Here is a 13165-nt window from a genome sequence, read left to right on the forward strand (position 1 = left end):
TGAGCCTGGCAGGACCAAGAGCCGGGGCAGGACGCGATGGCAGCACCATTATCGTGAGGTCGTGAAGGAGGCAGAGCGGCAAATCCAAAGCTGATCACGTCGCTCGCATCGCAGATGAACCGCATTGAAGATCGATGCCTGCTTGGCCTCATGATGGCCGCGGGCGCGGCGACGCAACCAGTCCTCGACAAGGGCGGAAACAGATTTGGCACGCCGGTATAGGCTTGTCAGTGCCGTTCCGGAGGGTCCGTCCATCTCACGAAGCTTATGGCCGTAGTGCATTCCCCTCTGTGTTTCGGCGTGCAAATTTGGCTCTGACTCAGTTTTGATGCAGTTGTAACGATGCTGCCTTGCTGGTTTCCACAAAGGAATCAGCATGATGAGCACTAAGTTTCGCCCCTCTGATTTGGTACCGGCAGGCTTCATCGCCGAACGCATCACCCACATTGACGATGAAACCTGCATCTTGCTTTCCCGAGCCAGCGCTACCGCGGCTTGACCGGCATGCGGACGGATGTCGCAAACGGTTCGAAGTCGCTATTGCCGCCAAGTAGCGGACCTTCCCCTCTCTGGGAGACGCGTCAGGCTGCTCGTGCAGACACGAAGGTTCGCTTGTGATGCCGTGCTCTGCGGGAGGCAGATATTTACCGAGCGGTTTGGCGATGTGCTGCCGCCCTATGCCAGACGAACTGGGCGTCTTGAGCATGTCGTCCACCATTTGGCGCTCGCGCTTGGAGGACGCCCGGCGGCGCGTTTTGCCCAGCGGCTGATGCTTCCCGTCAGCAACGACACTTTGCTGCGCGTCATCCGCAGGCAAGGACTACCAACGTCGACCCCGCCCTCGGTGATTGGCGTCGACGACTGGGCCTGACGGCGCAATCATCGCTACGGCACGATCTTGTGTGACCTAGAACGTCGGCGGCCGGTTCGTCTGTTGCCGGATCGTGAGCCGTCGACGGCGGAAGCTTGGCTGCGGCAGAACCCCCAAGTCCAGATCATTGCCCGCGACCGTGGCGGTGCTTACGGGCTCGCAGTGGCAAAGGCGCTGCCGGATGCGTTGCAGGTCGCTGATCGATGGCATTTGATGGAGAATGCCAGCCGTGCGTTCCTGGACGCTGTCTGCAAATGGATGCGGAAATCCGCAAGACACTCGGAGCAACGCGCATCAATCCCAAGCTGCTGACCGCGGCCGAACGAATACGAAGGCTATCTTCGGCGCGAACAGACGAACGCGGCCGTCATTGCACTGGCGAAGGATGATGTCACGATCAAGGAAATCGTGCGCCGTACCGGTCATAGTCGCGGCTTGGTCCGCCAGGTGCCCAGAGGGCAACGAAACGATGTCTTTCGGCCCAGAAAAAGCTCGTTGGAGCCCTATCTCGAATGGCTCGACTTGCAATGGGCTGCCGGCAAGAGGAACGGCACTGAGCTATGGCGGCGTTTGAGAACACAGGGCTTTCGTGGTTCGTGCCGGGTCGCCAGTGAATGGGCCACACGACGGAAGCGAGCCGACAAGGCGGATGCGGACTCGTTGACCCGCATTCCCTCCGCCCGAACGATTGCCCGCCCTTTGTCAACCAGCAGAGACAACCTGACGAAATCCGAGACCGTCGCAATCGCCGCTATCGAAAGTGGTGTTCCCTTGCTCGTTACGGCTCGCGATATCATCGCCGAAGTCTATCTTATGATCCGGTGCAAGGCGGAAAACCATCTCGCGCCGTGGATCGACCGCGCCCATAACAGTGTGATTTCCTCCTTTGTCAATGGCGTGGCGAAAGACATACATGCAGTCCGGGCAGTGATCGTCTCACCATGGTCCAATGGACAAACCGAGGGGCAGATCACCAAGCTCAAGCTGGTAAAGCGCCAGATGTACGGACGCGGAAAGCTTGATCTTCTTCAAGCCCGCCTGATTGGCGCGACATGAGAGAATTGCACCAAATCTGCGTCAGAGCCAAAATTGGATGCCGATAAGGGTGAATTTTAGATGCTGATTAATTAGGCATCCTCCATCAGCGAGGGCATACGTTGCCTCCTGCGAATTATTTCGAAACCTATTACGTGTAGATGATGATCGGAAATAGACCGTCTGGCGATGAAGGAGGCGTCTGGTATGAACACAGGCTCGAGTGACCGGAGCGTCCCCGCATCAGGCCGTGCCGGCTGGAGCGACTATATCGCCATTGCGCGGCTCGATCACAGCACGAAGCACGTCTTCATCCTTCCCGGCATCATCCTCGCCTATCTTCTGCGCGGGGTCAGAAACGACGACCTGGCGTCTTCGGTCCTGCTTGGCCTTGTGACCGCGCTCTGCATCGCCTCTGCGAACTACTGCATCAACGAGTGGTTCGACCGGGAGTTTGACCGGCATCATCCGACGAAATCGCAGCGGTCCGCCGTGCAAAGCGCGATGAACGGCAGGCTGGTTCAGCTTGAGTGGAGCGTGCTGCTCATCGTCGGCCTCGGCTGCGCCATCCTCTCGAGCAAACTTCTCTTCTGCGTGGCCTGTCTGTTTGCGATTCAGGGAATCCTCTACAATCTCGACCCAATCAGAAGCAAGGACAAGGCCTATCTCGACGTCATCTCGGAATCGATCAACAATCCGATCCGGCTGGTTATCGGCTGGTCGATGATCGACCCAACGAGCCTGCCGCCTGGATCGATCATTCTCGCCTACTGGTTCGGCGGCGCGTTCCTTATGGCGGCCAAGCGCTTATCGGAATATGACGAGATCGTCGCGTCCCATGGCAAAGATCTGCTGTCGCGCTACCGGGCGAGTTTCGCGCACTATACGCAGGTCTCGCTGACTGCCTCATGCATTGCCTACTCACTCTTTTCGATTGCCTTCCTGTCCGTCTTCCTGGTCAAGTATCGCATCGAGTACATGCTCGTCCTGCCCTTCGTCGTTGTCCTGTTTACAGCCTACTTCGTGATGGCCACGAAACCGGGATCTACGGCGCAGAAACCGGAAAAGCTGTTCCGCGAGCCGGGGCTGATTGCAGTCGTCATGGCCCTGGTGGCGGCCTTCATCTTCACGACGTTCGTCGACATTCCTCTTTTAGTGACCCTGACCGAGCAGCACTACATCACCATCCAATGATCATGGCGAATGATATCGACTGGGGCAGTATCCGTTTCGTCGTCTTTGACGTCGACGGAACACTTTATAGCCAGAGAAGGCTGCGCCTTCGGATGGCGGGCGAATTGATCGCTCATGCGGTGGCGCGGGGCAGCCTGACCAATCTGCGGGTGCTGCGCGCTTACCGTTCCTTGCGTGAAACCATCGGCGAGGAGGAGATCGACGATTTTCAGGCGAACCTGATGGCGCGTATCGTCGCGCGAACCGGCGAGCCCGCGGAAAGGATAGAGGCAATCGTCAGCGAATGGATCGGCCGCCGTCCGCTCGCCCATCTCGCATCCTGCCGGTATGATGGGCTGGTGGAGTTGTTTGCCGGTCTCAGACGGCAGAATAAGGCGATCGGGATCTATTCTGATTATCCTGCCGACGAGAAGCTGCACAGGATGAACTTGTCGGCCGATTACATATTGGCTGCAAGCGATCCCGGCGTCGGCATCCAAAAACCTCATCCGCGGGGCCTGCAGATGCTGATGCAGCGCGCCGGTGTCGGTCCGGCGCAAACCGTGCTGATAGGCGACAGGCCGGAGCGGGACGGTCTTGCGGCGCGGCGCGCTGGTGTCCTGCCGCTCATTCGCTCCAACGTGCCGCGGGAGGACTGGCTGACCTTTTCAACCTATTCGGACCCAGTGTTCGCGGCGCTTCGGGCAGAGGAGACATCCGGATGATCTTTTCCAAAGCTATTCGTTATGTGTTCACTGGGGGTCTCGCTGCATTCGTCGACCTCACGATGTTTCATTGCATGCTGGTGCTCGGCGTGCCTCTCATCCTTTCGGCGACATCGAGCTGGCTGATCGCCGCCGCCGTCAATTACAGCGTCACCAGCCGGTATGTCTTCAATCAGGCAATAAGCCGCAAGCGCGCTTCACTGTTTTTGATCGGCGCGCTCGTCGGCCTGTCCATCAATGTCTGTGTGACGCTGAGTCTCGCACAACAGGTCGGGTTCTCGCCCTTATGGGCAAAGTTTTTCGGCATAGGGACGGCCTTCACCTTTAATTTCCTGATAAACCTTCTCTGGGTGTTCAGGTAAGGCCCGCGAGCGACGTGCGGGCCATATCTTTCCGTCCGAGGACCGGCCTGCAATAGGAGCAAGTCTCCGGCTGAAGTGTCATCGAGGTCAGTCGTCACCTCCTTCCGCTTTACCTAGTCGACCTGAAGAATCTGCCGCTCGTTTTCTGAGATGCAGCCTTTGGCGACCACTATGGAGGCGACGGCTGGTGTCACCTTCTCCACGGAGCCCGGCATGATTGCTATTTAGGCATCGATCGGTGGAACGACCAGAACCTTCGCTCATGCCCCTTTCACAAAGGCGACGAAGCGCTATGCTGTCATCATAGGGCGAGCGAGAGAATTCCATGCGACAATCACGGCGCAGCGAGTTACGCGAACGGATCACGATCATTGGCGACGTCAAATCCGCCTCGTTCGTCCCGTGGATTCGCTGTCATGCCGACAAGCTCGGTCTTTCCCATGATTTTTTGCATGCCGGCGCAGACCGGATCGAACTTGAAGTCGCGGGACCTGTCGAACTGATCGACATGCTGGAAGTGGGATGTTCACTTGGGCCGATCGATGTCTGGGTCGACGCGATTCAGCGCAGGATTGTATATGCCACAGACACACCGCAGCCGGAACAGCACCCGAGCTGATGCCCGTTATTTAACCATTGTTGCCAATGCGAATCTTTTATGCAAACCTCTGAAGCTGAGATTGCAAAGCTTGGAAAGCCGCGCTACGTCTGCAGTGTCAAGCCGCTGGTAAGATTGAGGAAATAACCGTCATGCCTTCCGATACGGCCGGCTCCTGGATGCCTGTCGCGCTTTCTGCCGATCTGCCGCCGGCAACCGTCATACCGGCCTGGACATCGGCAGGATCAATCGCTCTCTGGCGCAGCCAGTCCGGGCGCGTATCGGCCTCGTCCGACCGCTGCCCGCATCGCGGCATGCGATTGTCTCACGGCTTCGTGCGGGGCGAGGCCCTCTCATGCATTTATCACGGCTGGAGCTATTCTCCGGCGGGAGGATGTGTTCGCATTCCGGCTCATCCCGACCTTGTACCGCCGGAAACGATTCGCGTGGCGGTCCAGCGGGTCGAAGAATCAGATGGCATCGTCTGGGTGTCAGTCGGCGAGCCGGCAATACTGCCGCCACGCCTGGATCGTTTCGCGCCAATACGATCGCTAACGCTGGACGCCGGCATAGCGGCAATCGAAGCGGCAGCCGAAGGCAAACTCGATGCGGACGGGTTGATCCACGTCGCCGAATGTCCGTGGATCCGGCTGCTGCCGGCAGCGCAGATCGATCGCACGCTCATTCACGTCCTGGTCGAACAGGGTCGCAGCGTCATAGATCGAATTACGGCCTCCCGCATTGCCGAAGCCCTACGCCGCCGGGTGGAGACACGCCAGAAGGATGCGGCATGAAAGAAGCCGGCGCGATGCTCGACGAATGGTACCCGGTTGGCCTCTTGAGCCGACTCACCGAGGCAGGAAGCAAAACCGCTTTGATGGGCGAGCCCATAGAAGTTATGCGCACGGCTGACGGCGCAGCGCGGGTCACGTCGGGCGATGGACGTGTCCTGCCCGTTCGCGTCCGCTATGGTCATGTCTGGTCTTCTCTCGGCACCCCCGCCAAGGAGATCTTTGCCATTCCCGAAGCGGATCAGCCGGGCCGCCGCTTCATCGATGTCGGCGTCGTGCGGGTGCGCTGTTCCCCCTTGAGAGCAGTCGAGAACTTCCTCGATATCGCGCATTTTCCCTTCGTCCATACCGATATTCTCGGCGCCGAGCCGCATACGGAAGTCGAAAATTATAAAGTCGAGATCCGCGAGGAGGAGGATGAAGTCTGGGCGACACAGGTGAAGTTCTACCAGCCGCAGGCTGCAAAGTCGGCGACCGGCGGAATAACCACCGAATATATGTACCGCGTGCCGGCCCCGACCTGCTCGGTGCTTTACAAGACTTGCCCTCCCCGCCCCGCGGAATGGGATGTCATAACCCTCTTCGTCCAGCCGCTTGCGGAAGACCTTTGCGACGTGTGGCCGTGGATGGCCCTCTTCGACGACGTGACGCCAATGACGGACCTCATCCATTTTCAGCAAATGATTTTCCTGCAGGATCGGTCGATCCTCGAAAACCAGATCCCGGCGCTTCTCCCGCTCGATCCCGGCATGGAAATTCCGACAAGGGCCGACCTGACATCGATCGCTTACCGGCGCTGGCTGAAGCGCCACAACTATCTCTATGGCGCACAGCTGGTCGCACAATGAAGCTCTACGACTACGTCCTATCGCCGAGCTGTTACAAGATCCGCCTGATGGCCGCGATCCTCGGCATCGAGCTGGATATCCGGCCGGTCGATTTCCATCCCGGCCTAGAACATCGTGGTCCTGAGCTTCTCGTCCTCAATCCGGCAGGTTCGATCCCGATCCTCGTGGATGGCGATCTGGTGCTGACCGAATCTTCCGCCATTCTCGCATTTCTCGCCGCCCGGAGCGGTCCCGACTGGCTGGGTCTGAACGCGCCCGAGGAGACGGCGCGCGTGCAACAATGGCTCTCTTTTTCGCATCGGCTGACGACAAATCTCGGTGGGGCACGGCTGCATCAGATGCTGCTGCGCCCCGGCAATATCGAGACCCTGCAGGCACAGGGGATCGCGGCGCTGCGCGAACTCGAAGCCGGACTTTTTGAGCAGCGGCTCCGCGACATGCGGTTCCTGGCGTCGGAACGCGCAACGATCGCCGACATCGCCTGTTTCCCCTATGTCGCACTGGCGCCTGATGGCGGAATCTCGCTCGATCCCTATCCGAACATTCGGCTGTGGCTGCGCGCCATCCGCAGTCTTGAAGGTTTCATCGAAATGCCCGGCATCCACCGGCTGCACGAGTTGAAGCCCGACCCTCATCCCGCCAGGGAGGAGACGTGAGATGCCGGGGTACCTGCTGAAGAACTGCGCCGCCATAATCGTCGACAAAGGCAACGGGCCGACCGTGCGTCGGAACGCCGATCTGCTGACCAGCGGCCCGGCGATCCAGGCGATCGGGACGAACCTGTCGCAGGAGGCCCTGCCTGCCGACACGATCATTCAGGATGCGTCCGGCTGGTTTGTCTATCCGGGTCTCGTCAACACCCATCACCACTTCTTCCAATGCTTCGTGCGCAATCGGGCCGATCTCGACTGGACGAAGCTCTCCGTGATCGAATGGCTCGACCGGATCTATCCGATCTTCTCGCGGCTGAACGAGGATTGCTTCTATCATTCGTCGGTCACGGCCATGGCGGAGATGATCAAGCATGGCTGCACGACGGCCTTCGACCACCAGTATTGCTTCCCCCGGCACGCCGGAAAGCGTCTGATCGATCGTCAGTTCGAGGCGGCGGAACTTCTCGGTATGCGCTTCCACGCGGGACGAGGCGGCAATACGCTGCCGAAGTCCGAGGGCTCGACGATCCCGGACGCCATGCTGGAAACCACCGACGAGTTCATCGCCGATTGCGCCCGGCTGATCGACAGCTACCACGATTCCGGCGCCTTCAGCATGCGCCAGGTGGTCGTTGCCCCTTGTCAGCCCGTGAATTGTTACCGCGAAACCTTCGTCGAATCGGTCGCCCTTGCCCGTGATCGCGGCGTCCGGCTGCACACGCATGTCGGCGAAGGTGAAAGTCCCGTCATCCAAGCACGGCATGGAATGCGTACGGTCGACTATTGCGCCGAACTCGGCTTTGCCGGGCCTGACAGCTTTTATGCCCACTGCTGGGAGTTGACACACGAGGAACTGCGCAAGATGGCGGCAAGCGGCACGGGTGTCTCCCATTGCCCCGAACCGGTCTATCTGGTCGGCGCCGAAGTGACGGACATACCCGCGATGGCCGCTTTCGGCCTGCGTATTGGCCTCGGTTGCGATGGCGCGGCCTCGAACGACAATTCCAACCTCATGCACTGCATCCACTCTGCCTATATGCTGCAATGCCTGACGGCCTCGACGCGCGCCCATCCGGTTCCAGCGCCCATCGATTTCCTGAGCTACGCGACCACGGGTGGCGCAAGCCTGCTTGGCCGCAGCGATATCGGCCGGCTCGCTCCCGGCATGGCAGCCGACCTCTTCGCCATCGATACCAGGCGGATGGATTATGTCGGAACCCGCCACGACCCATTGAGCCTGATTGCCAAGGTGGGGATCGGCATGCCGACCGACCTGACCATGATCAACGGACGCATCGTCTGGCAAGCCGGCGAGTTTGTCGGGCTCGATGAGGCACAGCTCTTCGCCGCCGCGGAAGCGGCTCTCGAGGCAGTCGAATTCTAAAAACCAAAAGAGGGAACTGACATGTCCAGTAATTTCACCCGCAGAACACTGATGAAGAGCGCGGCAGCTGCAGGCCTCGCGACGGCCTTTGCCGGCCGCTCGGCGCTTGCCGCCGACGAACCGCTCGGCATCGCGCTCGTCGTTCCCTCGCCTATCGGCGACGTCGGCTGGGGCCATGCGCTTGCCGCCGGTATCGACCCGATCAAGGCCGCCTATGGTGACAAGGTGAAGGTCACGGTCATCGAAAACATCGCCGAAGGTCCGGATGCCGACCGCATCATGAACAAGACCGTCGCCGACGGAAACCATTTCCTGATCGCCGGCTCGTTTGGCTATCAGAATGGCGCGCTGCAGATCGCCCGCCGCAATCCGAAGGTGAGCGTCCTGCATGCTTCAGGCTTCCAGGTCGCACCGAATTTCTCGCCCTTCGCCGCTAAATATTTTCAGGGAACCTACCTGCTCGGCATGGCGGCGGCGGCCGTTTCCAAGACCGGCAAACTCGGTTCGGTGTCGGCCTTTGCCATTCCGGAGCTGATCACCTCCATCAACGCCTTCACGCTCGGCGCGCAGGCCGTCAAGCCGGATATCGAAGTGTCTGTCGTCTGGGTCAACTCCTGGTTCGATCCAGCCAAGGAGCAGGAAGCCGCCAAGGCGCTGATCTCGCAGGGCTGCGACGTGATCTTCTCGAATGCGCAGGATACACCCTCGGTAATCTCGGCCTGCGAGGAAGCCGGGGTTTATGCGTTCAACCTCAACTCGTCGATGAAGAAATATGCCGAGAAGACCTATCTGGGCTGCATCGCTACCGACTGGTCGCCCTTCTTCAAGGCGTCGGTTGACGCCCACCTTGCAGGCACCTTCAAGGGCGCCAATGCGTTCCTCGGTGTTGCCGACAAGGTTGTCCAGGTCGTCGACTGGAACCCGGCAATCCCCGCCGATACGATGACCAAGATCAAGGAAATCGAGGCCAAGATTGCCGATGGCAGCTTCTCGCCGTTTACCGGCCCGATCACCAAGGCTGATGGCAGTGAAGGTGTCGCTTCGGGGACCACGGCGACAGACGCAGAGATCGTCGCGATGGACTGGCACGTCAAGGGTGTCACGACGCCGCTGCCGAAGTAAGCCATGGTAAGCCCGCTCCTGTCGCTGCGCGGCATTACCAAGAGCTATGGCCCGGTCGATGCCAATCAGCAGATCGATCTCGACGTCGCTCCACGATCCATCCATGCCATCCTCGGAGAAAACGGGGCTGGCAAATCGACCCTGATGAAGCTGATCTACGGAGTCGAGCAGCCGGACAGCGGCACCGTCGCGTGGAACGGAAAAGCCCTCAGCCTTGCCTCTCCCGCAGAGGCAAGGCGCGCCGGTATCGGCATGGTGTTCCAGCATTTCTCGCTGTTCGAGAGCCTGACGGTCGTGGAGAACATCCGCCTGATCGTGTCCGGCAAGAAGAGCGATCTTGCGGAACGCGTTCGCAAGCTCGGGCATGAGTTCAGCCTCGAAGTCGATCCACACGCTCATGTCCATTCGCTTTCCGTCGGCGAAAGGCAGCGGGTGGAAATCATCCGATGCCTGATGACCGATCCGAAACTGCTCATTCTTGACGAGCCGACCTCGGTGCTGCCGCCGCAGGCGGTGGAAAAGCTGTTCGAAACATTGCGCCGCCTGCGGGATGGCGGCGTGTCCATCCTGTTCATCTCTCACAAGCTCGAAGAAATCCAGTCGCTCTGCGATCGCGCGACGATCCTGCGCGGCGGACGGGTGACCGGCCACGTCGATCCCCGCGAGCATGATGCCCACGAGCTTGCCCGCATGATGATCGGCCGCGACATGCCGGAACCGATGCCTGCGCTGCCTTCGGTCGAAGGTGAAAAGCGCTTGGAACTCGTCGGGCTCGATTACCGGGCAGATCCCTTCGCCATGCAGCTTTCCAATGTCAGCCTGGCCGTGCGCGCCGGCGAAATCCTCGGCATTGCCGGCATTTCGGGAAATGGTCAAAGCGAACTGGCGGCTCTGATTTCGGGTGAAACCCTGTTGCCGCGGGATCAGCGCGACCAGATCTTCATGATGGGCGAGGACGTCGGCACACTCGACACTGCCGCCCGCCGGCGGCTCGGTTTCGCCTTCGTACCGGAGGACCGGCTCGGCCGTGGTGCGGTTCCCGAGATGTCGCTCACCTATAATAGCCTGCTGACCGCCCACCCGCTGAACCTTGTGAAGCATGGCCTGCTCGACAAGGTCAAGGCGAAGGCCTTCACCGGTGATTGCATCCGGGACTTCGACGTGCGCACGCGCGGCCCAGGGGCAGAGGCCGGGTCGCTTTCCGGCGGCAACCTGCAGAAATTCATCGTCGGACGCGAAATCATGCTGGCGCCGAAGCTTCTTTTCCTCGCCCAGCCCACCTGGGGCGTCGATATCGGTGCGGCCGCGGCGATCCGCAAGCGGCTGATGCGCCTTCGCAACGAGGGCGTGGCGATCCTCGTCATTTCCGAGGAACTCGAGGAACTGTTCGAATTGAGTGATCATATCCAGGTCCTGCAGCACGGGACGCTGAGTGGGCCGCTGGTCACGCGTGACACCAACCCGGAAGAGATTGGCCGATACATGATCGGAGCCCAGCCGCAGCGCGAGAAAGCCACCGCATGAGCAGACCTTTCCTTGCCGCCCTGCCAATTCTGGTCCGTCGGGAGCGGGCATCGCTTGCCGCCACCCTTCTGGCGCCGCCCATCGCCCTCACCGTTACCATCGTACTCAATCTCGGACTTTACGTCGCCATGGGGCGCGATCCGGCTGCGGTCGTCTATGCAATGCTGATTGAGCCCTTTTTCTCGTGGGCATCGTTCTGCGAAGTGCTGTTGAAGACCGCTCCCCTGCTCCTCATCGCGCAGGGGCTTGCAATCGGCTTTCGCGCCAAGGTGTTCAACATCGGTGCCGAAGGACAATTCGTGCTCGGTGCGATCTTCGCCTCCGCCATTCCGATCTGGTGGCCCGAAGCGACCGGCCAATGGATCTGGCCGGCGATGCTGCTGCTCGGCATGATGGGCGGGGCAGTCTGGGCGTCCCTCACCGCCTTTTGGCGCGTCCGGCTCAATGCCAACGAAATTCTGGTTTCGCTGATGCTGAGTTTCGTTGCCGTGCAACTCCTCAATTATCTGCTGCTCGGTCCCTGGAAGGATCCGAACGGCTTCAATTTCCCGCAGTCCGTCATGTTCCAATATGACGCGATGGTGCCGATCCTGATCGAGGGAACGCGCGTCAATGTCGCGCTCGTCCTCGCCGTTCTCCTGTCGATCGCCGCATGGGTCTTCATGCAGAAGAGCTTCATCGGCTATAAATTGCAGGTCGGCGGACTGGCGCCGCGCGCGGCGAGCTATGCCGGATTCCGGGAAAGCTGGGCAATCTGGCTTTCCCTGCTGATCGGTGGAGCCGCAGCCGGTCTTGCCGGTGCCGCCGAAGTCGCCGGCCCGCTCGGTCAGCTGCAGCGCTCGATCTCAACCGGATACGGATATGCGGCAATTATCGTCGCCTATCTCGGCGGCCTGCACCCGATCGGCATCGTCGTTTCTGCAATCGTCATGGCGGCGCTCTACATCGGCGGCGACAACGCCATGGTCTCCGCCAATCTGCCGGTCGCGGCCGTCCGGGTTTTCCAGGGCAGCCTGCTCCTTGCCTACCTGGTGGCCATCGCCTTCGTGCGCCACCGTCTTGTCTGGCCGCCCGCAGCGAGCAGGAGCCCGGCATGAACGCCGTCGAGTTCGTTCTGGCCGGAATGCTGGCTGCTGCGACACCTTTCCTCCTCGCAGCGCTCGGAGAACTTATCGTCGAGCGTGCCGGCGTGCTCAATCTCGGCGTCGAGGGGCTGATGGCATTCGGCGCCGTCATCGCCTTCATCATCGTCTATCATGGCGGCGGCCATTTTCTGGCTTTTCTCGCCGCCGGCCTCGGCGGCGCGCTTTTGGCCCTGATCTTTGCGGCAATCGTCCTCGGCTTCAATGCAAACCAGGTCGCGACCGGGCTTGCGATCGGGATTCTCGGACAGGGCCTGTCGGCTCTGTTCGGCAAGACCTACGAGAGCCTGACGGTCAGGGCGCTGCCGAAGATCGCCATTCCCGGTCTTTCCGATATTCCGGTCATCGGCGGCCTGTTTACCCAGGATATCGTCGTCTGGCTTTCGCTGGCCGTGACCGTCGTTATCTGGGCGATGTTTGCCTACAGCAAGGTTGGTTTGATTATCCGCGCCGTCGGCGAAAATCCGAAGGCGGCCCATGCTATCGGCTACCCGGTCGTCGCAATCCGCTTCGCCGCAGCCGCTGTCGGCGGCGTCATGGCTGGCTTTGCCGGCGCCTATGCGGCGACGATCTACACGCCGCTCTGGGCGGATGGGATGATTGCCGGCCGCGGCTGGATCGCAATTGCGCTCGTCGTCTTCGGAACCTGGCTGACCGGCCGCATCTTTCTCGGGGCGTGCCTGTTCGGCGCAGTATCGCTGATGGGGCTTGCCGCCCAGGCGACCGGGCTCGACGTTCCCTCGCAGCTGCTCGCATGCCTGCCCTATCTGGTGACGATCATTGTGCTCGGTATCATTTCGGCGGATCGTCGCCTGCTCAAACTCAATGGCGTCGCCTCGCTCGGCGAGCCGTTCGAGCGATAATGACGACGCCTGTCGAGGCAGTGGCAATTGAGAGCCAACTTGCCTTCCGCCCCGCCACGAACGGTAATCAGAAC

At 60.5% G+C, this 13165-nt stretch carries 14 protein-coding genes and 2 pseudogenes; 15 read left to right on the forward strand and 1 reads right to left on the reverse strand.

Going from position 1 to position 13165, the window contains the following annotated elements; all coding sequences use genetic code 11:
* Positions 1–48: 48 nt before the first annotated feature.
* Positions 49–465 (reverse strand): hypothetical protein, encoded by a 417-nt coding sequence (locus tag AC13QO_RS11165; RefSeq protein ID WP_488540659.1) that lies wholly within the window; start codon positions 463–465, stop codon positions 49–51.
* Between the two features lie 46 nt (positions 466–511).
* Here AC13QO_RS11165 and AC13QO_RS11170 point away from each other — a divergent pair.
* The 15 genes and pseudogenes from AC13QO_RS11170 to AC13QO_RS11240 all read left to right on the forward strand — a co-directional run.
* Positions 512–871: pseudogene (locus tag AC13QO_RS11170) on the forward strand (ISL3 family transposase); the annotation flags it as partial.
* 15 nt (positions 872–886) lie between these two features.
* Positions 887–1183 (forward strand): annotated as a pseudogene (locus AC13QO_RS11175) (transposase); the annotation flags it as partial.
* 183 nt (positions 1184–1366) lie between these two features.
* Positions 1367–1927, forward strand: coding sequence for a transposase (locus AC13QO_RS11180; RefSeq protein WP_488540660.1), 561 nt, complete (start codon positions 1367–1369; stop codon positions 1925–1927).
* A 186-nt stretch (positions 1928–2113) separates the two neighbouring features.
* Positions 2114–3100 (forward strand): UbiA prenyltransferase family protein, encoded by a 987-nt coding sequence (locus tag AC13QO_RS11185; protein ID WP_085780888.1) that lies wholly within the window; start codon positions 2114–2116, stop codon positions 3098–3100.
* Between the two features lie 2 nt (positions 3101–3102).
* On the forward strand, positions 3103–3804 hold the full coding sequence (locus AC13QO_RS11190) for an HAD family hydrolase (protein WP_488540661.1): 702 nt from the start codon (positions 3103–3105) through the stop codon (positions 3802–3804).
* Complete coding sequence (locus AC13QO_RS11195) at positions 3801–4166, forward strand: GtrA family protein (RefSeq protein ID WP_488540662.1); 366 nt, start codon at positions 3801–3803, stop codon at positions 4164–4166. Before AC13QO_RS11190 ends, AC13QO_RS11195 begins: the two co-directional genes overlap by 4 nt.
* Positions 4167–4491: 325 nt before the next feature.
* The gene (locus AC13QO_RS11200; RefSeq protein ID WP_488540663.1) at positions 4492–4785 is read left to right on the forward strand and encodes an acylphosphatase; all 294 of its coding nucleotides are present in this window, start codon (positions 4492–4494) and stop codon (positions 4783–4785) included.
* Positions 4786–4916: 131 nt separating this feature from the next.
* On the forward strand, positions 4917–5558 hold the full coding sequence (locus AC13QO_RS11205; protein ID WP_488540664.1) for a Rieske 2Fe-2S domain-containing protein: 642 nt from the start codon (positions 4917–4919) through the stop codon (positions 5556–5558).
* Entirely contained in the window at positions 5555–6403 is an 849-nt protein-coding gene (locus tag AC13QO_RS11210; protein ID WP_285193863.1) for an aromatic ring-hydroxylating oxygenase subunit alpha, read from the forward strand. The genes AC13QO_RS11205 and AC13QO_RS11210 overlap by 4 nt, the downstream gene beginning before the upstream one ends.
* A complete protein-coding gene (locus AC13QO_RS11215) occupies positions 6400–7059 on the forward strand; it encodes a glutathione S-transferase family protein (protein WP_488540665.1) in 660 nt (219 codons plus the stop codon). Before AC13QO_RS11210 ends, AC13QO_RS11215 begins: the two co-directional genes overlap by 4 nt.
* A 1-nt stretch (position 7060) precedes the next feature.
* A complete protein-coding gene (locus AC13QO_RS11220) occupies positions 7061–8440 on the forward strand; it encodes an amidohydrolase (protein WP_488540666.1) in 1380 nt (459 codons plus the stop codon).
* A gap of 21 nt (positions 8441–8461) precedes the next feature.
* Positions 8462–9562: a BMP family ABC transporter substrate-binding protein gene (locus tag AC13QO_RS11225; protein WP_488540667.1), complete on the forward strand. Its 1101-nt coding sequence runs from the start codon at positions 8462–8464 to the stop codon at positions 9560–9562.
* 3 nt (positions 9563–9565) lie between these two features.
* Complete coding sequence (locus AC13QO_RS11230) at positions 9566–11086, forward strand: ABC transporter ATP-binding protein (protein ID WP_488540668.1); 1521 nt, start codon at positions 9566–9568, stop codon at positions 11084–11086.
* Positions 11083–12183, forward strand: a complete 1101-nt coding sequence (locus AC13QO_RS11235; RefSeq protein ID WP_488540669.1) for an ABC transporter permease — start codon at positions 11083–11085, stop codon at positions 12181–12183. Before AC13QO_RS11230 ends, AC13QO_RS11235 begins: the two co-directional genes overlap by 4 nt.
* Positions 12180–13091: an ABC transporter permease gene (locus AC13QO_RS11240; protein ID WP_488540670.1), complete on the forward strand. Its 912-nt coding sequence runs from the start codon at positions 12180–12182 to the stop codon at positions 13089–13091. The genes AC13QO_RS11235 and AC13QO_RS11240 overlap by 4 nt, the downstream gene beginning before the upstream one ends.
* Positions 13092–13165: the final 74 nt, after the last annotated feature.

The organism is Rhizobium sp. CNPSo 3670 (genome assembly GCF_057784555.1).